This window comes from Psychrobacter sp. ANT_H3 (genome assembly GCF_027919975.1).
GTDB classification, from domain to species: Bacteria; Pseudomonadota; Gammaproteobacteria; order Pseudomonadales; family Moraxellaceae; genus Psychrobacter; species Psychrobacter maritimus.
In genome coordinates this window covers 551,872-573,839 of record NZ_JAQISM010000001.1, presented here as the reverse complement: position 1 = coordinate 573,839, position 21,968 = coordinate 551,872, and the positions used below count along the sequence as shown (strand labels likewise).

General features: G+C 42.6%; 21 protein-coding genes. 11 read left to right on the top strand and 10 right to left on the bottom strand.

All coding sequences use genetic code 11. The features are described from left to right. Positions 1 to 120: 120 nt before the first annotated feature. A complete protein-coding gene (locus PG901_RS02240) occupies positions 121 to 489 on the top strand; it encodes a hypothetical protein (RefSeq protein ID WP_271133338.1) in 369 nt (122 codons plus the stop codon). 124 nt (positions 490 to 613) lie between these two features. On the opposite strand, the gene PG901_RS02235 is transcribed toward PG901_RS02240, so the two are convergent. Then, positions 614 to 2,026 carry an aspartate ammonia-lyase gene (locus PG901_RS02235; RefSeq protein ID WP_271133337.1) on the bottom strand — a complete coding sequence of 471 codons (1,413 nt, stop codon included), beginning with the start codon at positions 2,024 to 2,026 and terminating at the stop codon, positions 614 to 616. A 546-nt stretch (positions 2,027 to 2,572) separates the two neighbouring features. Further along, the gene (locus PG901_RS02230; protein WP_201564997.1) at positions 2,573 to 2,908 is read right to left on the bottom strand and encodes a hypothetical protein; all 336 of its coding nucleotides are present in this window, start codon (positions 2,906 to 2,908) and stop codon (positions 2,573 to 2,575) included. 203 nt (positions 2,909 to 3,111) lie between these two features. Here PG901_RS02230 and PG901_RS02225 point away from each other — a divergent pair, with 203 nt between their 5' ends. Beyond that, positions 3,112 to 3,717, top strand: coding sequence for a class I SAM-dependent methyltransferase (locus tag PG901_RS02225; protein ID WP_271133336.1), 606 nt, complete (start codon positions 3,112 to 3,114; stop codon positions 3,715 to 3,717). A 40-nt stretch (positions 3,718 to 3,757) separates the two neighbouring features. On the opposite strand, the gene PG901_RS02220 is transcribed toward PG901_RS02225, so the two are convergent. Continuing rightward, the gene (locus tag PG901_RS02220; RefSeq protein WP_271133335.1) at positions 3,758 to 4,546 is read right to left on the bottom strand and encodes a DUF2071 domain-containing protein; all 789 of its coding nucleotides are present in this window, start codon (positions 4,544 to 4,546) and stop codon (positions 3,758 to 3,760) included. A gap of 157 nt (positions 4,547 to 4,703) precedes the next feature. Further along, complete coding sequence (locus PG901_RS02215; RefSeq protein WP_271133334.1) at positions 4,704 to 5,570, bottom strand: AraC family transcriptional regulator; 867 nt, start codon at positions 5,568 to 5,570, stop codon at positions 4,704 to 4,706. Between the two features lie 191 nt (positions 5,571 to 5,761). On the opposite strand from PG901_RS02215, the gene PG901_RS02210 reads away from it, so the two are divergent. Beyond that, positions 5,762 to 6,175 carry an organic hydroperoxide resistance protein gene (locus tag PG901_RS02210; protein ID WP_201625953.1) on the top strand — a complete coding sequence of 138 codons (414 nt, stop codon included), beginning with the start codon at positions 5,762 to 5,764 and terminating at the stop codon, positions 6,173 to 6,175. Positions 6,176 to 6,427: 252 nt separating this feature from the next. Here the strand turns inward: PG901_RS02210 and PG901_RS02205 are convergent, their stop codons facing one another. Next, complete coding sequence (locus PG901_RS02205) at positions 6,428 to 6,799, bottom strand: MliC family protein (RefSeq protein WP_271133333.1); 372 nt, start codon at positions 6,797 to 6,799, stop codon at positions 6,428 to 6,430. A 187-nt stretch (positions 6,800 to 6,986) separates the two neighbouring features. Then, on the bottom strand, positions 6,987 to 7,928 hold the full coding sequence (locus tag PG901_RS02200) for a DMT family transporter (RefSeq protein ID WP_271133332.1): 942 nt from the start codon (positions 7,926 to 7,928) through the stop codon (positions 6,987 to 6,989). Positions 7,929 to 8,068: 140 nt separating this feature from the next. Here PG901_RS02200 and PG901_RS02195 point away from each other — a divergent pair, with 140 nt between their 5' ends. Further along, complete coding sequence (locus tag PG901_RS02195) at positions 8,069 to 8,752, top strand: DUF421 domain-containing protein (RefSeq protein ID WP_201625956.1); 684 nt, start codon at positions 8,069 to 8,071, stop codon at positions 8,750 to 8,752. A 78-nt stretch (positions 8,753 to 8,830) separates the two neighbouring features. Here the strand turns inward: PG901_RS02195 and PG901_RS02190 are convergent, their stop codons facing one another. Both PG901_RS02190 and pnuC read right to left on the bottom strand, forming a co-directional pair. Beyond that, on the bottom strand, positions 8,831 to 9,421 hold the full coding sequence (locus PG901_RS02190; RefSeq protein ID WP_271133331.1) for an ATP-binding protein: 591 nt from the start codon (positions 9,419 to 9,421) through the stop codon (positions 8,831 to 8,833). Next, complete coding sequence (gene pnuC / locus PG901_RS02185) at positions 9,372 to 10,133, bottom strand: nicotinamide riboside transporter PnuC (RefSeq protein WP_271133330.1); 762 nt, start codon at positions 10,131 to 10,133, stop codon at positions 9,372 to 9,374. The genes PG901_RS02190 and pnuC overlap by 50 nt, the downstream gene beginning before the upstream one ends. A gap of 373 nt (positions 10,134 to 10,506) precedes the next feature. Between pnuC and PG901_RS02180 the strand changes: the two genes are divergently transcribed. From PG901_RS02180 to PG901_RS02150, 7 genes are all read left to right on the top strand, one after another. Further along, on the top strand, positions 10,507 to 11,652 hold the full coding sequence (locus PG901_RS02180) for a beta-ketoacyl-ACP synthase III (protein WP_201565005.1): 1,146 nt from the start codon (positions 10,507 to 10,509) through the stop codon (positions 11,650 to 11,652). 305 nt (positions 11,653 to 11,957) lie between these two features. Further along, positions 11,958 to 13,049 (top strand): peptide chain release factor 1, encoded by a 1,092-nt coding sequence (prfA, locus tag PG901_RS02175; protein WP_201565006.1) that lies wholly within the window; start codon positions 11,958 to 11,960, stop codon positions 13,047 to 13,049. Positions 13,050 to 13,140: 91 nt separating this feature from the next. Further along, the gene (locus PG901_RS02170; RefSeq protein WP_271133329.1) at positions 13,141 to 13,617 is read left to right on the top strand and encodes a hypothetical protein; all 477 of its coding nucleotides are present in this window, start codon (positions 13,141 to 13,143) and stop codon (positions 13,615 to 13,617) included. 129 nt (positions 13,618 to 13,746) lie between these two features. Continuing rightward, positions 13,747 to 15,285 carry a lysine--tRNA ligase gene (gene lysS / locus PG901_RS02165; RefSeq protein ID WP_271133328.1) on the top strand — a complete coding sequence of 513 codons (1,539 nt, stop codon included), beginning with the start codon at positions 13,747 to 13,749 and terminating at the stop codon, positions 15,283 to 15,285. Positions 15,286 to 15,399: 114 nt separating this feature from the next. After that, positions 15,400 to 16,773, top strand: coding sequence for a hypothetical protein (locus PG901_RS02160; protein WP_271133327.1), 1,374 nt, complete (start codon positions 15,400 to 15,402; stop codon positions 16,771 to 16,773). A gap of 117 nt (positions 16,774 to 16,890) precedes the next feature. Beyond that, complete coding sequence (gene dnaX / locus PG901_RS02155; protein ID WP_271133326.1) at positions 16,891 to 19,095, top strand: DNA polymerase III subunit gamma/tau; 2,205 nt, start codon at positions 16,891 to 16,893, stop codon at positions 19,093 to 19,095. A 235-nt stretch (positions 19,096 to 19,330) separates the two neighbouring features. Beyond that, the gene (locus tag PG901_RS02150) at positions 19,331 to 20,230 is read left to right on the top strand and encodes a LysR family transcriptional regulator (protein WP_201565011.1); all 900 of its coding nucleotides are present in this window, start codon (positions 19,331 to 19,333) and stop codon (positions 20,228 to 20,230) included. A 127-nt stretch (positions 20,231 to 20,357) separates the two neighbouring features. Here PG901_RS02150 and PG901_RS02145 read toward each other — a convergent pair whose 3' ends face one another. Together PG901_RS02145 and PG901_RS02140 are read right to left on the bottom strand one after the other, a co-directional pair. After that, complete coding sequence (locus tag PG901_RS02145) at positions 20,358 to 21,539, bottom strand: aspartate aminotransferase family protein (protein ID WP_271133325.1); 1,182 nt, start codon at positions 21,537 to 21,539, stop codon at positions 20,358 to 20,360. Between the two features lie 40 nt (positions 21,540 to 21,579). Beyond that, the gene (locus PG901_RS02140) at positions 21,580 to 21,792 is read right to left on the bottom strand and encodes a DNA gyrase inhibitor YacG (RefSeq protein WP_271133324.1); all 213 of its coding nucleotides are present in this window, start codon (positions 21,790 to 21,792) and stop codon (positions 21,580 to 21,582) included. Positions 21,793 to 21,968 lie beyond the last annotated feature (176 nt).

The window sequence follows — 21,968 nt, the reverse complement described above, 5'->3', positions numbered from 1 at the left end:
TAGCTCTTCATTCTAATCGATAATATTTGATTAAAATGAAGAGCTATTATTGTTTTACACCAAATTTTTCTGGGCTTTACACAATAGATTGATGTAATTTTTTTAGCAGGATAAAAAATAATGATTAAATTTAGACTGATAATATTAGGATTTGCATCAACTATATTTATTATTACGGGCTGTGATGAAACACAAGCCAGTAATAATAAAAACGTGAAGGAATTGACGCCAACAAGCGTGCAAAAAGAAGTGCAGTTACGGGGCGACTTCAAAAGAAGCTTTGAGGTTTATGAGTTGGCCTCTAATGACATCACTTACTACGTGTCAGATCCAAAGAAATTATTAATGAAAGATTCGAAGAGTGTCAATCAAAAAGGCTATTACAAATATTTCGAAACTTGCGTCGTTGGCAAAATCAGTTCTATTGGTAAATATGGCCCTCTAGGCAAATATCAAAATCAAATAACTGTCCGTGAAATTTGCGTGTAGTTTTGATAGTGCAAGTTATTGAATGGATGCACCTTCCAATTCTAAGTAACTAACCCTCATTATCAATAAAAAAAGGCCAGATTAGCAATCGCTAACCCAGCCTGTTTATTTAACTAAAGACAGATTACAGTAAGGCTCTAACCTTTGGATATACCATATTGGCAGGAGACAAGATATCATCTAGCGTCTCTTTATCCATCAGTTTTTCTTCTAATACGATGTCATACACACTACCACCAGTCTCTTGGGCTCTTCTTGCGACAAAAGAAGACGCATCATAACCAAGATGCGGATTCAGCGCAGTGACCAGTCCGATATTATTGAATACCTCGACGCTACACGCCTCGTTATTCATCATCAAGCCATCGATACAGCGAGTAGCAAACATCTCACAGATATTGGCCAGCATGCTCATACCGGTAAACAAGTTAAAGGCAATCACTGGCTCAAAAACGTTTAGCTGTAGCTGACCATTTTCTGACGCCATAGCGATAGTATGATCGATACCCATCACATGGAAGCAAGCTTGATTGACCACTTCTGGGATAACCGGGTTTACTTTACCCGGCATGATTGAGCTACCCGGCTGCATTTCAGGCAAGCGATATTGCGCCAAACCTGCACGCGGACCCGAAGACTGCAAACGTAAGTCATGGGCAATCTTAGATAAACGCGCGGCAAACAGACGTAAATTGCCAGACAGTGCAACATAAGCACTGGTGTCTTGCGTGGCTTCAATCAAGTCTTCAGCGATATAATAAGGTCTGCCAGTCAGCTCTGATAAAGTTTTGGCAACTTCTTCAGAATAGCCCGCTGGCGCATTTAAGCCGGTACCAATCGCCGTGCCGCCCATATTAATTTCATGAAATAGGGCACGAGTAGATTCGATGCGCTCCATCTCTTTTTTGATCATGGTTGCAAAGGCATTAAACTCTTGACCTGCCGTCATAGGTACGGCGTCTTGCAAATGGGTACGACCCATTTTTAATTGATCAGCCAGCTCAACGCTTTTTTTCTTCAGGCTTGTGTGCAATATAGCCATCTTATCTAACAGGCGCACGCAATAATCGTCCAAAGCGACATTCATCGCCGTAGGGTAGGCGTCGTTGGTTGATTGTGACAGGTTGACATCGTTATTTGGATGCACATGTTGATAGTCGCCTTTTTCATAACCGAGGATTTCTAGTGCTCGGTTGGCAATCACCTCATTGGCGTTCATATTGGTTGACGTACCTGCGCCGCCTTGGAACATATCTACGATAAACTGGTCGTGATATTTATTATCGATTAAGTCATCGCACGCTGCTGCAATAGCGTCTTTAACCGTGTCATTTAGTACGCCTACTTTGTTATTGGCGATAGCCGCCGCTTTTTTAACGGTAGCGAAAGCACGAATAAAGGTAGAAAACTGATTTAAGCGCACACCACTGACGGTGAAGTTTTCAAAAGCACGTAAAGTTTGGATGCCATAGTAAGCATCAGCAGGGACGTCACGATAGCCGAGTAGATCATGTTCTTGGCGAGTAGCAGTAGTCATTCAATAAAATTCCTTTCAATAAAAAGCCCTGATTAAGACGCAGTGAGACCGTCATTTATTAAAATGACAGTGGTTGCATCACATTGGTAAATCAATTCAATCAACATTCAAGCATAAGCCTTTTACAAGGCGATTAATAATGAATATTTATTGTATTATGCATAATAAAACAAAAAAGTTTATATCATAAACGGTTGATGATAAATGCTTGTGATTAGGCAAATGGGTTGAGCCATATGCTTAACTGCCGTGCAATGCTAACCCAAGCCCTCACCCTTAATTCAGATTACACTCAATCAAGTAGGGCAAGTAGGCTATGTAAGTATGGTAGGGTAAGTGGTTAGCGATGATAATTACTGATATAAGCACGAGTAAAAATATAGGCAGGTATCTACTGTACTATGTTTAGACGATTAAAGCGATAAAGCGATAAAGCGATAAAGCGTTGCACCTTATGCCTTATAAATTCACAAGCAAAGATGAGGCGTTCTGTCTTTTCTCTAATGATTACGCTAAATATTCAGGTTTCAGGTTTATGAATGAGCTTTAGGGTTTTGCTCTTATATTTTCCGTAAGCACGCCCATACCATAAAACAAGAAGGCGATAAGCGTCAAGGCGACGATAAATGGCGTCAACAGCCAAATCACGATATTGATTAATAATGACGATAATAAGCCATTAAAGATAATCGTATGAGGGGCGATAAAGTCCGAAACGACATCGACGGCACGCTTAGCAATCGGAAAGAGTAAAGTGCTGATGGCCAAAATATAGATATATTTTGCAAAGTCAGGATTGCTTGATAAGACAATGAAGTGAAATCCCAAGTAATACATAATACCTAATGCCCAACATTTGAGGGTGTAGCTTAAACGAATCATGTGACTTCCTCCCCAATATACTTGCGATTTTCTACTGCATTAAAAGCACGTCAATAAATGCGGAATAATGAATATATTATATATGTTATATTATGAATACATAAGTAAAGTCAATGGTTTTCTATACTCACTGTTTATTTGACCGCTATTTATATACATATTTTATAAATAGCCTAAGCAATAACATACAAAAGGAATGAGATATGTGGAACGAGCGCTATAATGAAGCAGAGTATATCTTTGGTACCGAACCTAATGATTTTTTAAGAGATACATTTAAGGAAATAGCAGCAGGTGGTAAGGTTTTATGTTTGGCTGAAGGCGAAGGTAGAAATGCGGTATTTTTGGCGGAGAAAGGCTACGAAGTGACCGCTATGGATATGTCTGAAGTAGGTTTGAATAAGGCATTAAAGCTGGCGCAAGATAGAGGCGTGGAGATTAAGACGCAGGTTGCCGATTTAGCCAACTATGAATTTGGCGAAGCAAAGTGGGATGGTATCGTTGCTATCTGGGCACATTTGCCTACAGCCATACGCCAGCACGTTCATGCGCAGATTGTAGCAGCGTTAAAGCCGAATGGGATATTTCTCCTTGAGGCTTATACCAAACAGCAGCTAACCATGAATGCTGTCGGTGGCCCTCCTGCAACGCAAAAAGAGCGCTTTGGCTCATTAGCAGTCTTGCGTGCTGAGCTGGCAGAGCTAGAAGAAATAACGGGTATCGAAAAGCAGCGCATGATTTCAGAAGGTAAGCGCCATCAAGGTTTGAGCGCGGTGGTACAGTTTATTGCCAAAAAAACAGATAGTTAATTATTGAGTTAGTCAATTATCCAACTATCTAATTATTCAGTTATCCAACAACCTTTGGCGGCAGATAAATAGTAAATGTATTTAATGGCTCAATGAGCACGCTATAAGGGTGATTTTGCTCTGAAGTGGTGACAATCCCTAAGTCTGATAATAGCTTGAAATTGGCAGAAATAACAGATGCTGGCTGTACTTCAAGTCTCTTATGCCAAACCCGATAAGTACCAAGCTTGCCATCACGGCGATGATAAAATCCTGCCAGCGGGTGAGTCAAATAAACAAGCGCCGATTCAGTATCGGGGAAACCTGAAAATGAAAAAGACTCCTCTGTATTTTGTGCAAGCGATACCGACGCCGCTGCCCATTCTGATTCAGCGTTTACCGAATACTTTACATACTTGCCAGTTGCGTCATCAAATTGACAATCAAAAGTCATTTTCGCGCTATGCCAAGGCAGACTCCATAAGTATCTGGGCACTACTAAAGTCCAAGAATCTAAAGTCGTGCCCAAAAACCACACACAGCGCTCACCCGTTTCTGTATCGATGATATAGATACGATAGTTGGTCTGTCCCATGGTGAATGCTGGAAAAGGATAAACAGCAGAAGTAAAATCAACATCGATAAAGGGTACCACAGAGATTAAACCTTTTTCTTCACCGTCTACCATTACCGTATCGAGCTTAAACCTAGCAGGAAATATCCCCTCAAACCTATCTGCTGGCACTGCATACGTGATAATAGAAAAATGCTTTAAGCCGCAGACAACGTCGAGGCCTGTCGGCTTAGGTCTATCATGTAAATAATCCTTAAAACGTCGTAGTTCCTGCACGATATTTCCTTATAAATATTAATTTTAGGCGCTAATTTATAAACGTGATTGTCAGTTGTGATAATACAGATAATGACTATATATATGGATATAAATAGTGGGCTGCCGATTCATTCTAATTGTTTAATTACAAGTATTTAATCATAAGTACTTAATTCTAGGCATACAATTCACCGCTCGGACTGATGCCAAATAGCCGTTTATATTCTCGGCTAAACTGGCTCGGGCTTTCATAACCAACTTGCATGGCGATTTGCGATATCTGAGAGTCATTTGCCTGAATCAGACGCCGGGCTTCCATGAGTCGCAAACTCTTTTGATATTGTAACGGGCTTAACTGAGTAATTTCTTTGAAGTGATGATGAAACCCCGAAACACTCATACCGCAGCGACTGGCCAATTCCTCTACAACAACTGCCTCATTTAGATGCGTCTTTATCCAATCGGTAGCTTGGGTGATACGGTGCGTATGGCTGCCATTGACCACCAGTTGGCGTAGTTTATTGCCTTGCTCTGCTATGAGCAGGCGATAGTAAATCTCTTGCTGAATTAATGAGGCAAGAAAGTCGATATCGTCTGGATAATCAAGCAAGTGTATAAGGCGCTCAAATGCCCCCAGTATGGTGCTGTCCAATTGCCACTTTATTCCTAAGTGATTAGCAGGCTTAAATGCTTCGGGCTGTTTGGGCGGTATTTTTGCTAAAACCTCACCAATCATGGCAAGGTTTAATTTCATAGACAGCACAATGACCAGATGCTCTACCGATGCGTGCTTTATATGCATGCTTAAAGGAATATTGACCGGACAAAACATCAGATTGCTCTTATCAAACTTTTGGCAATCTGCACCTAAATAAATCTCACGTGCGCCTTGCAAGACGATACAAATACTCGGTTCTTGGATATAACTGACGGCTTTACTGGGTCTATCTGCACAGTAAAAAAATAAGCCTGAAATGGCAGATTCAATGGTTTGGTTTCTAGGCAAGAGGGAGAGTAGTTGCTCAATAGTTGATTGCTTCATTAGGTTTTCTTATTTTATTTAATTGCTCGATATTATAGATATTTGTAGAATTAGGCAAGACGTTTGGAGCTATGTTGTAACGTATTGTCCTACATACTCCTATAATAGCTTTATTGGAAATGACCAAGCGCTACTGCTGATGCTAGCGCTAAACACAATAAACTATCTAAAACATAGCTGAGGAATCAATCATGAAAATATTTTATAAAACTCGCGCCACTGCAACCGGTGGTCGTTCTGGACATACCGGTCTTGACGATGGCTCATTGGGTTTTGATTTGGTCTCGTTTCAAGAAAAGGACAAAGAGGGCGTCAATCCAGAACAGCTTTTTGCCATGGGTTACGCCGCTTGTTTCGATAGCGCCTTAAACCTGACAGCTCAACAAATGAAACTGCCAATCACTGCATCAAAAACCTCTACCCAAGTTGGTATTGGCATGAAAGCTGATGGCAGTTATAACTTAGATATCGATCTGTATATCGAAGTATCTGGTATCGATGAAGCCCAAGCGCAAACGCTTATCGAAGCCGCTCACCAAGTTTGCCCATACTCTAATGCCACACGTGGCAATGTAGACGCACGCTTGCATGTGACTGTGGTTTAATGGCTTTAATTTAATCATTGCTCTAATAACTATAAATAAATATAAAAATGACATGGCTTTCAATTGCTTGAGTATATAGCGTATTCAAGCAATTTTTTTATTTCACATAAAAGATGGTATGCATAAAAAAGAGCCAGTAGTTTGACTACTGGCTCTCTTGTTTTAAATAGATTGTTTTAAATAGATTTGAATAAGAATACGGATTTTATTCAAATAACTACTATGCCTTTAACTACGATGCATTATTTATAATTATAGTTTGCAGTTAACTTGGTACTCTTGACCGTTGTCTGATTTGATGGTCATGATGCCAAAATCAGCTTTGGTGTGCCAATCATAAGTAGTTTTAGGATTCACATCGTTTACATAACGAGCGCCAGAACCTGATACCGCTTGCTTCATGGTGATTTTTGCGTTGGTCAAACCAACTTTAGGCAAGGTAACGTTTAGGTTAGCAGCTTGACCGTTTGCAGTGTATCCAGCAGTTACTTGACCGTTGTCTTCACAAGTAAATGATTGAACTACTTGCTGAGAATTGGTCGTTGGTGTAGTAGTGGTCGGTGCGCTGGTTGCACAAGCAGCTAGTAATACAGCAAAAGGCGCTACGGCTAATAATTTTTTCATAATATCTCTCAATGTCTATCAAAATTGGTGTGAATTTTATTTGTTACGCTAGGCGGTATAATACAACAAAAAATGTAATTTCGTGTTGTGGTTCGAGCTTAGGAAAGTAACATCGACTAGCGGATTTATAACTGAAATCCATGACTGGTCAAGCTTTGCTTGATATCAGCCTGTTATATCTCTGCTATCAAACCTTTGTTTTTTCTTGCTTTTTATTTAAGACAAATACCAATACTGCACTCAAGATAACCGAGCTTGCGATAATAAACTCTAAGGTGAGCTGCTCGGACAAAAACACCACGCCCATAAGCGCTGCAAGTACAGGGACACAAAGCTGTACCACCGCAGATTGGGTGGTTTTTAGCAGCGGCATGGCCACATACCACATACTATAGCCGATGCCAGAGGCGATAGCACCTGACGCGACCGCCAGCATGACGCCCGTCATGCTTATGGTTGAAAGGTAACTCATACCGATCAGTGCCAATATCGGCACAGCAACTAGGCTTCTTAAAAAATTAAAGCCTGTCGTTCTCAAGGGCGATAAGCAGGTTTTGCCGCGTATGCTATAGATACCCCAAGCGGCACCACTGATTGCCATCATCAGCGCGCCAGATAAGGAAGGCGTCGCCGCGGACGGCAGCATCAAGTAGACAAAGCCTATCAATGCTATCAAAAGCGCTAGCCACTGTATGCGGTTGAGTGGCTCTTTATTATAAATTCCCCAACCAATCATCGTGAGCTGCACGACTGCAAACAAAATAAGCGCGCCCGTGCCTGTATCAAGCGCTTGGTAAGCCACTGAAAAACACAGCGCATAAACCACTAAGCTAATAGCACTGAGCCAATCGCCTTTGTCTGTTAAGACAGCAGGATCAAAGTTGCCCGTCTGTTGTAAAGCCGTCTGTTTTAGAGCAGTTCGCTTTAGGCTGTTTTGTTTTAAACTGGTTCGTTTTAAATAGTGAGCTTGTGCCGTCATGATTAGACCAAGGCAAGCGGCGCCGCTGAGCAAGCGGATAGCGGTAAAATTCCAAGCATCAATCGCACCGTCTGCCAATGCCATTCTACAAAGCAATGAGTTGGCGGCAAAGGCTATTAAGGCGGTTATCGTATATAAGGCAGCTTTCAAAAATAATTCCTACAATCATTAACAGAGTTTTTGCATAAAATAGAGCAGCGTTAAGCAAAGCAGTATGTGTTAAGCACAGAAGTACGTTGAGCAATATTGATGTGGTAATCCTGCCAAAAAATAATAACAAGGAAAAACACATGGATTGGGCAAGTATCTTTATTTATGACACCACATGGGCATTTGCCGCCGAAATACTCATACGCGTCATTGTGATGTTTACGCTTATTATTTTGTTTTTACGTTTTACCGGTAAGCGCGGCGTGCGGCAGCTGTCTATCTTTGAGCTGACAATTATCTTATCGCTTGGCTCTATCGCTGGTGACCCGATGTTCACCGAGGACTTGCCGATTATCCAAGCGGTACTGATTATGAGTACGGTGATTGTGCTTTATCGCTTGTGTACGTGGGCGATGATGAAATTCCAAGCTTTTGAAGACTTGCTAGAAGGGAGAGCGATTTATATTGTCGAGGACAGTATGTTGGTTCTTGATAAGATAAAAAAGGGCGAAATGTCGCACGATGAGTTTTTTGCTGAAATGCGCCAGCAAGGGGTTGAGCATCTAGGGCAAGTGCGTACCGGCTTACTTGAGACAGATGGTGAATTTAGCCTATTGTTATGTTCACCTGAGGATACTTGCTATGGCTTGCCGCTTTTCCCTAAGCAGTATCAGCCTGTCGAGCAGATAGAGCCAGATGTGCATTATGCTTGTATGTATTGCGGCTATGTGGACTTTATCTCAAACCCCAACCAAGTATGCCAACGCTGTGAGAATGACTGTAAAAACTGGGCGAAGGCGTTAAATAATGAAATTGTTAGATAGTTAGCGACACAGCATTTAACCATCTTTGTTAAACAACCTGACTGCGTTAAATAGCCTAAGCATTCTTATTTGCTAAAATCATACTAATGACGTTAATAGTTTTACCACTTGCTGAACCCGTTCTTCTCTATCACCACCGATACGTTGAAAAGCCTTGTTATGCAAGGTTAATTGACTGGCAAAATAAGCGCTGATATCTTCACGTTGATGGGGGCTATCACGCAAATCATCGGCAACCCATGGGATATCAACGTCGGTTAAGAGTATTAAATCATAATGGTGTGCCAATGCCGCTTGGGTAAGCGCCTCAGGGCAATCACCATAATACCAGTTGGAATATACCATCAGCTCAAACAAGCTGGTATCGCAGAATAAGTAGCTACTATCAGACGTTTGCGCGGCTTGCTGAGCAAATTTATTTTCTAATTCAATCTGACCTTGCGCGATAGGCAATAAATCATCCCAAGTACAGGTCAGCTGCTCATTATCCCATTTTGCTTGCAGATAAGTGCGCATATATTCTGGCACCCATGGACAGCCAAAATGCGCGGCCAAATCGCGGCATAACGTGGTTTTGCCGGTACTTTCTGCCCCCAGTATGGCGACATTAATAACGGATTTAGGCGTATGCTGCGTGAGATTGCAGGCGGTAGCGTCGTTGCCATTCATAATATGCCCAGATTGCAATAAGAGTGAACACTACATATTGTAGCGCCGTAAAAGTCAGACCTTTATAAAAGTACAGCGGTACGGAAATAGCATCGGCGATAATCCAAAGTAGCCAGTGCTCAATTTTGCGCCGTGCCATCAGCCACATTGCCATTAAAAACAGCGCCGTGGTCAGCATATCGGTGTAATCAACCCACGTAAATAAATGCAAGCCCAATACCGCGCCATCAAAGCTAAAGTTATTATTGATGACGGGTCTAAAATAATAGACCAAAGCGACAAAAGCAATAGTCGCCGCCGCCAGTGCGCTTAATATGGGCACATCTTTTTTGCTTAAATGTTCAACTTCAATAGCATATTGAGCATCCGTATTTTGCCCGCGCTCATCTTGCGGCTGGCTGGTTGGATTTATATGATCCTGATGCTTTTTAATTTCTATATTGTTTTTATTTTGCGTCCAGTTTATCCAACCATAGATACTCATGACGCTGTAATAGGCATTGATAAACATATCACCGAATAATTGCCATTTCCACAGCAGATAGACAAAGATGGCAGTGCTGACCAGCCCAATAGGAAAAGCCAAAATATTGGTTTTGCTGGCAAGTAAAACGCTGCTTACCCCAAAGATTACCGCAATCAATTCTAAGGCAATAAATAGGGTCGGGTAGTCAGCATATTGCCCGAATAGCCAGTTTAGGAGTTCCGCCATTGCTATTCCAAAGTCAAAAAGTAAAAAGAAAGAGTGGATAATATCAGTTAAGTTGATAAAAATTTAACAAGTCCATGCCAGTTATTGGTAATTAGCCGCAAACAAGCGAATCTATATTGAATAAAATAACGCGATCAAGCCATGCTAATCAACGCTGATTATAGCGCAGCTGTTGGGAAATGAAGCCAATCTTTACTTATTCTCGTCAAGAAGCTGATTATTTGTAACAAAGTATTAGAAAAATTATATTATTCAGGCATAATAAAGGCACTTATTTTAAGTTTACAGTTATTCACCGAAAATTAGACGACTGTTGTTTTCTCCACTTTTATGCTTATTGCAAGCACCATCGTAGTAGACAAGGAAGCGCATCATGACGACTTGTATCACGGGCACTGGCCTGTATATTCCCCCTTATAGCATCAGTAATGAAGAGCTGGTTGATTCATTTAACCAATATGTTGAAAATTATAATGCTAAGCATGCTGATGAGATTGAAGCAGGAACGGTTACTGCGCTTCAGCCTTCATCAGCGGCTTTTATCGAAAAAGTCTCAGGCATCAAATCACGTTATGTGATGGAAAAAGACGGTATCTTAGATCCTGAAATCATGGCACCGGTCATCCCTTACCGCAATTTGGGTGAAGAGCTGTCTATCATGGCAGAAATGGGCACGGCAGCGCTAAAAGATGCGCTAGCTGACGCAGGTTTAGAGGCCAATGATTTAGATGGTATTATTCTTGCCTGCTCAAATTTTCAGCGTACTTATCCTGCGGTTTCTATCGAGATTCAGGATGCCATCGGTATGGTTGGTGGCTTTGCTTATGATATGAACGTGGCTTGTAGTGCGGCGACTTTTGGTCTATCGCAAGCCCATGGCTCAATCGTGTCGGGTCTTGCTAAACGCGTTGCTGTAGTCAACGTTGAGATTACCTCAGCGCATCTAAACTGGCGCAACCGTGATAGCCACTTTATCTTTGGTGATGTGGCAACTGCTTCTATCGTTGAAGAGCTAGACACGCCAAAAGGCTATGAGATTTTAAACGCCAAGCTGTTCACGCAGTTTTCGACCAATATTAAAAACGAATATGGCTTTATGGACCGCTCTGAGTTCTTAGCGGCGCAGACTGAGATGTATCCGGATATCAAAGAGCCTGTCACCGATAAGCTGTTTTTGCAAAATGGTCGTAAAGTATTCCGCGAAGTCTGTCCAAAGGTTTCTGAGATTATCACTGAGCATTTACATGACAATGAGCTGCAAGCAAGCGACATCAAGATGATGTGGTTGCATCAAGCCAATGCCAATATGCTTGATTTAATTTTGCGCACAGTCGTTGGACGTGATGCCGATAAAGCCATTGTGCCAAGTGTTATTGATGAATTTGCCAATACCAGCTCAGCCAGTCCGATGATTGTTTTCCATCGCTATAAAGATGCGCTAGAATCTGGCGACTTGGGCGTGATTTGCTCATTTGGTGCGGGTTACTCAATCGGTTCAGTGTTGGTTCGTAAAGTTTAATATTTCGTTAAAGTTTTCTGATAACCATAATAGCCGCAAAAATAGCTAAGAGCACTCTTAGCTATTTTTTTATGTCCAATTTTTATAGCTTCTTCTGGACTGTTTTTGTGCGCTATATTTACTGATTTCTTATTGGCCGCGGAGCTATGGGCTAATATGAAGCTATGGGCTAATATTTAGGCATAATCTGCGATAAAACAGCCAGTTTGCGAATATTATGGCAAGATTGCTGAGAGGTTTTAAATTAAGCGCAAAAATTTGCTATAATCACTCTCTTATTTTACTCATTTTAAAAAAGTCCTTTTATGAAAGAATCCTTACGCCTGCGTTTAGACCAGATGGTAGACCGTTATGAAGAGGTCACCGCCTTATTATCAGACCCGAGTGTCATCAGCGATAATAATAAGTTCCGTGAATTGTCCGTTGAGCATAGTGACTTGATGGATATCACGACATTATGGCAGAACTATGTGCGTGCAGAAACGGATCAGGCGGATGCAGAGGCGATGTTAGCAGAAGCTTCAGACCCTGAAATGAAAGAGATGATGCAGGACGAGATTGACAGTGCCCGTGACACCATTGTCGAGATGGAAGAAGCGCTTAACGTCATGATGTTGCCAAAAGACCCTAATGATAAAGTGCCTGCTTTCTTGGAAATTCGTGCGGGAACGGGCGGTGATGAAGCGGCGATTTTCTCGGGTGACTTGTTCCGTATGTATCAAAAGTATGCCCAAACGCAAGGCTGGACGGTAGATATTCTGTCGGCTAATGAGGGTGAACATGGCGGCTACAAAGAGATTATTACCCGTGTGTCGGGCAATAGCGTTTATGGTCGTTTAAAGTTTGAGTCAGGCGCTCACCGCGTACAGCGTGTCCCTGAAACCGAAAGCCAAGGTCGTGTCCATACCTCGGCTTGTACGGTTGCGGTTATGCCAGAGGTTGAGATTGATGATACGGTTGATATCAATCCTGCAGACATTAAAATGGATACCTTCCGCTCAAGTGGCGCCGGTGGTCAGCACGTTAATACCACGGACTCTGCGGTACGTTTGACGCACATTCCGACCGGTACCGTGGTAGAGTGTCAACAAGAACGCAGTCAGCATAAAAACCGGGCGCATGCGATGAAAATGCTGGTGTCCAAAATCCAACAAGCAAAAGTACAAGCGCAGGTCGATGTGGCGGATTCAATACGTCGTGACTTGGTCGGTAGCGGCGATCGCTCAGAGCGCATTCGTACTTATAACTTCCCGCAAGGTCGTATGACTGACCATCGAATCAACCTGACCTTATACAAGCTTGATTCGATTATGGAAGGTGACTTGGATGAAATCCTCGATGCGCTGTTACGCGAACACCAAGCAGACTTGATGGCCAGTATTGGCGGCGGTGATTAAAACAGTTAACGGTTAAAAGCTGATTAAGTTAAAAGCCGTAAACCATGCCGATAAGCCAGTTATTTATAATAGTAAAACTAAGGTAACGATTATGATAAATGACTGGTTAGCTTCAAAACAATCTTTTAATGGCATGGTGTTAATTATATTGGCTATGCTTATGGCGTTTTGGTTATCTGCTTGTAGCGTAACGCCCGCAACTTCGACAGCGCCACCAACACCATCGTCTTCTTCTGAGAGCACCGCATCCGCTGAAACAGCTGATCCATTGACTTACCAAGCATGCGTATATCCGCCTAATGAGCTGGTACAAGCTTGTGAGGTAAAAGGTGGAACGTTTTTGCAGCAAGGTAGGCTTGGCTGTTATCAGTGTGTGCTGTCTTATAGCGATGCCGGCAAGGTTTGCCAAGATGGTGCTGACTGCCAAGGACAATGCAAAAACACGGGTGAATTTATAGATTCACATGCCAACAATCAAACAGGGCAATGCGCGAGTGATAGCAGCACGTTTGGCTGTTATCAAATGATTGAAAGGGGCGTGGCACAGCCTGCTATTTGTGTCGATTAGTTTTACCGCTTTTTAGTATGAAAAATCAATAAGTATTATTGAGCTTCCTTATTTATATGTTTTATTTGAACGTCTTATTTTAATTTACTTCGTTTATTCCTTTAATTATCTAATAATTTTGAGAGTATTATGTCAAAGCACAACAATCAAGACCAGAATCAAGAGCAAACTCCAGAAGACGCGAACGAGCTGATTGCTCAACTACAAGCTAAGCTAGATGAAATCACCGCGTCAGGTAAGCAGCCTTATCCTAATACCTTTAAGCGCACAGATTACGCTCAGGATTTGCAAACGGCTTTTGATGGTATCTCAAAGCAAGAAATCGAAGATAAAATTGCCAACGGTGAAAAAACTCAGGTAAACGTTGCCGGTCGCGTGATGCTAAACCGTGGGGCGTTTATTGTTATTCAAGATATGACCGGTCGTATTCAGCTATATGTGGCACGCAAACAGCTAGATCCAGAGACATTGGCGACGATTAAATCGCTAGATTTGGGTGATATCGTTGGCGTATCTGGTTATATCGGTCGTTCTGGAAAAGGCGACTTATATGTCCATATCGAAGAGTTTACTCTGTTGACCAAAGCACTACGCCCGATGCCAAATAAGTTCCATGGCTTAGCGGATGTCGAAGCACGCTACCGCAATCGCCATCTTGATTTGATGACCAATGAGACGACTCGCGACACCTTTGTGATACGTAGTCAGGTTATCAGCGGTATTCGCAAGTTTATGCTAAATGAGCGTTTTATGGAAGTTGAAACGCCTATGATGCATCCTATCCCAGGTGGCGCGGTTGCGCGTCCGTTTGTGACCCATCATAACGCTTTAGATATGCCGTTATACCTGCGTATTGCGCCTGAGCTTTATCTAAAACGCCTGGTGGTTGGTGGTTTTGAGAAAGTGTTTGAGATTAACCGCAGCTTCCGTAATGAAGGTGTGTCAACCCGTCATAATCCTGAATTTACTATGATTGAGTTTTATCAGGCGTATGCTGACTATCATGATTTGATGGATTTGACCGAGCGCTTGTTCAACGAGCTGGCGATGGACATTTTGGGCACCACTGAGCTGACTTATCAAGAGGAAGCGATTAGCCTAAAAGCACCTTTTGAGCGTTTATCAATGTCTGATGCGATTGCTAAGTATGCAGAAAACTTCGATATGGCACGCATTAATGACCGTGACTATCTTGCAGAATATGCTTCAACGACCCTTAAACAACAAGTAAAAGACGTCTTTGGTGTGGGCAAATTGCAGACTATTATCTTTGAAGAAACTGCTGAGCATCAGCTACGTCAGCCGACTTTTATCACAGAATACCCTGCTGAAACGTCGCCACTGGCACGCCGTAACGATGACAATCCTGAGATTACCGATCGCTTTGAGCTATTTATCGGTGGTCGTGAACTGGCCAATGGTTTTAGTGAGCTTAATGATCCGGCCGATCAAGCTGAGCGTTTCCATGGCCAAGTCGCTGAAAAAGATGCTGGCGATGATGAAGCGATGCATTTTGATGAAGAATATATTGAAGCCTTATCTTATGGCTTACCGCCAACAGCAGGCGAGGGTATTGGTATCGATCGCTTGGTGATGCTATTTACGGACTCGGCCAGTATTCGTGATGTGATTTTATTCCCGCATATGCGCCGCAAGCATGAAAGCTAGACTGCTTTACTTGCCATAAATCCACGCTGGGACTAAACTGAACATAAGAAGGCTCTTTCTGCTTTTAACGGAAAGGTCTCAAGTTCTTTATGAGACCTTATGTATAGGGATATTATGGACACTCAGCAAGTACCAGCGTCGATTTGGCAGCAGATGATTCAGCAGAATTTTTTATCTTTGTACGACTTAACCCCAGACAAAATCACTGACCCTGAGTATCTTCAGGGTTATGATTTTGTTTTTGAGTTTTCTAATGCCGTGGTCTACCTTATCGTCAATGATGTGACGATACAGGCTGATAGGCAGGATATCGATAGTACTCAGGTGCGTACGTGGAGAAAAGACGTTGTCAATCAGCTGATTAAGCAACATGCTCAGCTGTATCTTAAAAATGATAAGGCGCTTGCCTATAAAGATGAATCTAAAAACAAATCTAAAAACGAATCGGCATCTGACACAACGGCAGACAAGGCGATTTATTTTATTGGTTTGACCGCACTTTCGGTTCAGCATCAAGACATTGCTGAAAAAAACAGCGCTCAGAGTGCTTATCACAATAGCTATCAAAACAGTTATCGTAATAGTCACCAGAGTAAGCCTGCAGAGGCGGTCTCTTATGCGGTTGGCTATGAGTATGGCAGTCAGTTTTTTGCGGAAGACTGTGTGCTAGATTTGGACGATGAAGAAAGTGTCCTACAAGTATTCAGCTATCAGAACTTCACTGAGATACTCAAACAGTTGGTGACGCCCAGCGATTTGACGGCATTTCTAGACTTTCATCGCGGTAAGCTGACAGGGTTTGAAGCGTTTCAAGATGAGTCAACCTTGCTTGTACAGTTTTTGCAGTCGCCAGATTTTCATCAAAGGGCGATTAAAGTTCAAGAGCAATTAGTCAGCCATGACTTGATAGCGCAGATTGAACCACGATTGCTAAAAGCGGCAGAGCCTGAGCAAGCGGAATTTGCTAAAGCATTGATGGCAGAGATTCAAAAGAACACGCGCATGTGGTATCAGCTTTTTAATAGCTTAGTCAGAGAGCGTTATGACGCCGGTACGCCACTGCCAAAAGAGCAGGTTGATATTTTGGTCGACGAGTCGATGTATACCTATGCTTGTTTGGTAGAAAAAATCTTGGCTCACAGAACGATTGACCAAGATTCACGCTGGAATGGTTATGTGCGCCATGAGCACTCTTATAATGTTTTTGGGCGTCATTATCTGCTGGTGTTTTATGCGCAAGATGATAACAGCTCGTTAAGTGTCGATAAGGTACGTGCTGGCCATCAAGATTTATTATTTGAGCTTAATGCCCAAATGCAGCAACCTGTTATGCAAGATCTGTTTTTGATCGGTGTCGACGTTAGACCTTGTGAAGATAGCGTGAATACTGAGGTTCATCTTGACGCATTTCATCAGCACGGCTCGCTTATCGATGCCAATACTCAACGTTTGTATGAGCAATTGGCTAAGTTACGGGCGCAATCATAACCTATTCTAAAATCCAGTTTTGATGCTTAGCTTTAATATTTAGCTTTGCTATCTGGTTTTAAGGTAAATCGCTGATTTGAAGCTTTATTTATATTATTACTCACATTGGCATTCATTATGACGCAGCAATATCAAGTTTTAGCGCGCAAATATCGCCCCAAAAACTTTCACGAGTTGATTGGGCAATCACACGTCTCACAAGCACTGATAAATGCGATTGATTATAATCGTCTGCATCATGCTTATCTATTTACCGGTACGCGCGGTGTCGGTAAGACCACTATCGCGCGTATTTTGTCTAAATGCTTAAACTGCGATACCGGTATTACCAGCACCCCATGTGGCGTCTGTGATAATTGCGTGGCGATTGATCAAGGGCGTTTTATTGATTTGATCGAGATTGATGCCGCCTCTCGTACCAAAGTTGAAGACACGCGCGAGCTCCTTGATAATGTCCCTTATGCGCCAAGCCAAGGTCGTTATAAAGTGTACCTGATTGATGAGGTGCATATGCTGTCGACACACAGCTTTAATGCACTGCTCAAAACCTTGGAAGAGCCACCTGAGCATGTAAAGTTCCTGTTGGCCACTACTGATCCGCAAAAGCTGCCCATCACGATTATCTCGCGTTGTTTACAGTTTGTGCTGCGTCCTTTATCGCAAAGTTTACTCAGTGAACATCTAGCCAATATTTTAACCCAAGAGCAGGTAGGTTATACACAGCCTGCGCTTTGGCAATTGGCCAGTGCCGCAAAAGGTTCAGTTCGTGATGCGTTATCATTAACCGACCAAGCGATTGCTTTTGGGCAAGGTGCATTAGATGATGTGACGGTTAATGCCATGCTTGGCTTAATTGATGCGGCTGATTTGGTGCGTTTAATCACAGATATTTATAATCATGATAAATCAGCGGTTGCCACTCATATCGAGCAGATGCGTGCGCAAATGGTCGATGCGACCAGTATGTTTGATGGCTTGGCTGAGCTGTTACATCAATTGGCATTGACACAACTGTTACCTGAAGTTGCTCTTAACGTAAACGAGGCACAAGCACAGCAGATTAATCAGCTTGCGCAGCATATGAGTCCTGACGTCTTACAGCTATATTATGAAATCGTAGTGCAAGCACGAGAAGGCGTTAAACTTGCTAGCACACCGATGCAAGCGCTTGAGATGTGTATTTTACGTTTGTTGGCTTTTCGCCCTTTGCCCGTTGATGAGATTTTAGCGAACTTACCTGATAGCACCATACCACCTAGCTCTATACCATCTAATCCTGAATTACCTAGTCCTACCGCTTCGATAGAAACAGTGATTTCTACTACTTCGACAGCTGAATCCAATACAGCATCAATAAATGCCAATACTATTGAGGCATTAAATACTAATGCGCTTTTAAATACTAATGAGCATTTTGCATCAGCACCTTCATTAGTGTCAACATTAGCAGTAATGTCAGAGCCGCTATCAGAATCGCAGCCAGAACAGCAGTTAAAACCAGTAGCGGAATCAATACCGCCGCTACAAGATTATGATGCTGATTATCCGAGCCCAAATCAAAATGAGGTCGAGTCATATAACGCAAGCTATGATAATGCAGAATTTGACCAATATAGTAGTTATGGTCATGATGAAAGGTTAGGTTTATTAGATAGCAACGTTAGCTCTGAACCTGTTGTTGAGCCTGAACCTGTTGTTGAGCCTGAACCTGTTGTTGAGCCTGAACCTGTTGTTGAGCCTGAACCTGTTGTTGAGCCTGAACCTGTTGTTGAGCCTGAACCTGTTGTTGAGCCTGAACCTGTTGTTGAGCCTGAACCTGTTGTTGAGCCTGAACCTGTTGTTGAGCCTGACGCAAATGATTCTCAATTAACTGCGCAAGCTGATGATCCGCGTACCTTGTTACGTTGCGCCCCGCAACCGTTGACGGGCGAGTGGACGCCAGATAAATGGGATTATTGGTTACAATGTGCCCGCGAAGCCGGTAGTTTGGCGCCAGATGAATTGGCGCTGGCGCGTCAAGGTATGATGACTGGCTACTGTAATGATAAAGCTGTCTTTGTCACCGCAGTGGATAGCAAGCATTTACAAGCCACCTTTCAGCAGCTGGCGGCAAAACTGCAAGAACAATTTACGCAAGCAGACATCAGCTTGCAGATAGATGGCAGTATTATGCAAGCCGATGATAAGACGCCTGAGCGTCGTCAACAAAAACGCCTCATACAAGCCCGTGCAGTGGCAGAGTCTAGATTGCTTAATACGCCCGTTATGCAATATTTGACTGAGCGCGGCGAAGGAAAAATGGGCAAAGTTCAGTTATATTAAACAATCAGTGGTTTTATAATGGTTGTTATTTTAATAGTTAGATAATTACTAAACCTATTATAGTGAATAAAATATCAAGGCGAAATTATGTTATCGCCTTGATATTTTTGGTTTTATTAAGTAGTAAATCTGCTTTATTGACCGTCAGAGGTATATTAAAAAACTGTAAGATTTATGATAATCGGCTATAATGGTTAAGTTATATTAAAAACTAAAAAGCAGCTTAGGTGAGAATATGTTAGATAATTTACGTGGTATGGCTGTGTTTGCCAGTGTGGTCGGACACGGCTCTTTTAGTGGTTCAGCTCGTGAACTGGGTATTACAACCAGTGCGGTTAGTCAGCAGATACGTTCTTTAGAAAATGAGCTGGGCGTGGTGCTCCTGCATCGCTCAACTCGTAAGCTTAGCTTAACAGAAGCGGGTGCCAGCTTTTATGAAGCGGCAAAAGACGTGGTTAGCGCTGCTGAGCAAGGACGTATCAAGGTCAATCAATTACGTGATGAGCTGGCTGGTAGCTTGCGTATTGCAACGACGCCTGAGCTGGGTGTACATCATATTTTACCGGCATTATCGACTTGGATGTCTGCGCACGACGACCTTAGCATTACGTATTTCGCCGACAATCATTATATCGACATGATCGATGAGCGCATTGATATTGCGGTACGTATGAGCCCAAATATCAATGATTCAACGTTAAGCAATCATCCGTTATCTGATGTGCGTCAATTGTTGGTCGCCTCACCGCAGTATTTACGTCAACATAAAAAAATCGAAACCCCAAAAGATTTGGTAGATCATCAATTGATTTGTATCGATCTTATGAAAGATGCCAATCATTTAGAGCTGTCCCAAACGGAAACGGGTAAAAAAACCCGCATTAAGATGAATTCACGTATTCATACCAATAACGTCTTTATGGCGATGACCTTGGCAAAAGAAGGTCATGGCTTGATTCGAATCATGGAAATGGACGTCAAAAAAGAGCTTGAAAACGGCAATTTGGTCGAAGTTTTGACCGGCTATCAGCTGCCAAGTTTCGTGTTATATGCCGTCACCTTAAACCGTGATCAGCAGCCTGCAAAAATCACCCGCTGCTTAGAGGTATTAAAAAAGTACTTTCATGCCAATTAAGCTAGGCGTTTAATAACGTTTACTTTAAAGCACTGTTAAATTACTTTTAAAGTTTTAAAAAGCAAAAAGCCTATAGATAAGTTATCTATAGGCTTTTTTAGCTTTAAACTTTGATTAAATCAATCATTTAAAACGAGGGCTTTAATAAATTAACCAAGCGCTCAACCACTTGTGAGCTTTCATCACGGGTCATATTGAGCGGCGGCAATAGACGAATCACATGACCACCTGTGACATTGATGATTAATTTTTGTTCATCACGGGCACGGTCAACCAATTTGCTACAGTCCATCTCTTCTGGGAGCGCGATACCAATCATCATTCCAGCGCCGCGAGTGCTGACGCCATATTGTCCAAGCGCCTCAACCACACCATCACGGATAAACTGTCCTTCGGTGACGGCATTGTCCATGATATCGCCATTGGCAAGCACGTCATAAACGCTATGTACCACGCGACTGGCTAATGGCGTGCCACCATAGGTTGAGCCGTGACTACCGGCACCGAACAAGCCATTGGCGCGACCACGCACCATGCAAGCGCCTACTGGAAAGCCATTACCTAAACCTTTGGCAGTGGTTAATACATCAGGGCGAGCATTGCTATGCTGATAGGCAAAGTATTTACCCGTACGACCGTTACCGGTTTGTACTTCATCGAGCATAAATAACCAATTATGGCTATCGCATACGGCTTGTAATTGTTCAAGGTAAGTAAAGCCATTCGCTGCTGTATTCAAACCACCTTCGCCTTGGATAGGCTCGACAAATACCGCACAGATATCATTATGGTTTTGAGCTGCTTGTTCAATCGCGGCGATATCACCAAAGGGCACACGGATAAAGTCTTCATCCAAAGTATAAAAACCTTCACGTGCTTTAGGGTTGGCAGTTGCTGATAACGACAGCAAGGTACGCCCATGAAAAGAATGTTCCATGACGATGACTTTTGGGCGTTTAAAACCTTGCTGATGGGCATAGAGTCGTGCCAATTTTAATGCCGCTTCGTTGGCTTCAGCGCCACTATTGGCAAAGAATACGCTGTCCATTTGTGCGGCATTACATAGGGCTTCGCCAGCGCGCTCTTGCCAATCAATACCAAATAAATTGCTGGTATGCACCAAGGTTGCTGCTTGCTGCTGAATAGCCTCAGTCACCTTTGGATGACAGTGTCCTAAGCCGCATACTGCGATACCCGTCAAGGCATCTAAGTAAGGCGTCTCATCTTTGGTATAAAGCCAACTGCCTGAACCGCGGGTGAAGCTGATTGGTTGACGATTATAAGTGGGCATCAGGTAAGTAGCAGACATGTAAAATATCCTTGGGATAATAAAAGGTTAAAGGGATTGGTTAGAGCTCATCAGAAAATGGCGTCGATTCGGCAGGTAAGGTGTATTCTTCACTTGCCCAAGCGCCTAAGTCGACAAGCTTGCAGTGATGACTACAAAATGGCTTATATTTATTGTCTTGCCAAGCGGTTTGGTTGCCGCATTCTGGACAAGGATAGGTTTTGGGTAAGGGGTTGGTATTGTGGTCGCTGTTGCTAGAAGTAGATTCAGTCATAATAAAAGTGGGTATATCCTATGGGCTATCAATAAATGCTGTCATTGACAACAGCACTGCTCATCAATAGCGAGTATGAATAAAGGTTGTAAAACCAAAACGTCATCGAACGACACTCGTTAATTGCACTGAGCAATTAATGATTATCGTTAGATGAGCACAGTCGTTATATTACT

Bases quoted from the DNA above. Each gene is read 5' to 3' on its own strand.
- PG901_RS02240 (WP_271133338.1), top strand. From the start codon at position 121: ATGATTAAATTTAGACTGATAATATTAGGATTTGCATCAACTATATTT.
- PG901_RS02235 (WP_271133337.1), bottom strand. From the start codon at position 2,026: ATGACTACTGCTACTCGCCAAGAACATGATCTACTCGGCTATCGTGAC.
- PG901_RS02230 (WP_201564997.1), bottom strand. From the start codon at position 2,908: ATGATTCGTTTAAGCTACACCCTCAAATGTTGGGCATTAGGTATTATG.
- PG901_RS02225 (WP_271133336.1), top strand. From the start codon at position 3,112: ATGTGGAACGAGCGCTATAATGAAGCAGAGTATATCTTTGGTACCGAA.
- PG901_RS02215 (WP_271133334.1), bottom strand. From the start codon at position 5,570: ATGAAGCAATCAACTATTGAGCAACTACTCTCCCTCTTGCCTAGAAAC.
- PG901_RS02210 (WP_201625953.1), top strand. From the start codon at position 5,762: ATGAAAATATTTTATAAAACTCGCGCCACTGCAACCGGTGGTCGTTCT.
- PG901_RS02205 (WP_271133333.1), bottom strand. From the start codon at position 6,799: ATGAAAAAATTATTAGCCGTAGCGCCTTTTGCTGTATTACTAGCTGCT.
- PG901_RS02195 (WP_201625956.1), top strand. From the start codon at position 8,069: ATGGATTGGGCAAGTATCTTTATTTATGACACCACATGGGCATTTGCC.
- PG901_RS02190 (WP_271133331.1), bottom strand. From the start codon at position 9,421: ATGAATGGCAACGACGCTACCGCCTGCAATCTCACGCAGCATACGCCT.
- pnuC (WP_271133330.1), bottom strand. From the start codon at position 10,133: ATGGCGGAACTCCTAAACTGGCTATTCGGGCAATATGCTGACTACCCG.
- PG901_RS02180 (WP_201565005.1), top strand. From the start codon at position 10,507: ATGACGACTTGTATCACGGGCACTGGCCTGTATATTCCCCCTTATAGC.
- prfA (WP_201565006.1), top strand. From the start codon at position 11,958: ATGAAAGAATCCTTACGCCTGCGTTTAGACCAGATGGTAGACCGTTAT.
- PG901_RS02170 (WP_271133329.1), top strand. From the start codon at position 13,141: ATGATAAATGACTGGTTAGCTTCAAAACAATCTTTTAATGGCATGGTG.
- lysS (WP_271133328.1), top strand. From the start codon at position 13,747: ATGTCAAAGCACAACAATCAAGACCAGAATCAAGAGCAAACTCCAGAA.
- PG901_RS02160 (WP_271133327.1), top strand. From the start codon at position 15,400: ATGGACACTCAGCAAGTACCAGCGTCGATTTGGCAGCAGATGATTCAG.
- dnaX (WP_271133326.1), top strand. From the start codon at position 16,891: ATGACGCAGCAATATCAAGTTTTAGCGCGCAAATATCGCCCCAAAAAC.
- PG901_RS02150 (WP_201565011.1), top strand. From the start codon at position 19,331: ATGTTAGATAATTTACGTGGTATGGCTGTGTTTGCCAGTGTGGTCGGA.
- PG901_RS02145 (WP_271133325.1), bottom strand. From the start codon at position 21,539: ATGTCTGCTACTTACCTGATGCCCACTTATAATCGTCAACCAATCAGC.
- PG901_RS02140 (WP_271133324.1), bottom strand. From the start codon at position 21,792: ATGACTGAATCTACTTCTAGCAACAGCGACCACAATACCAACCCCTTA.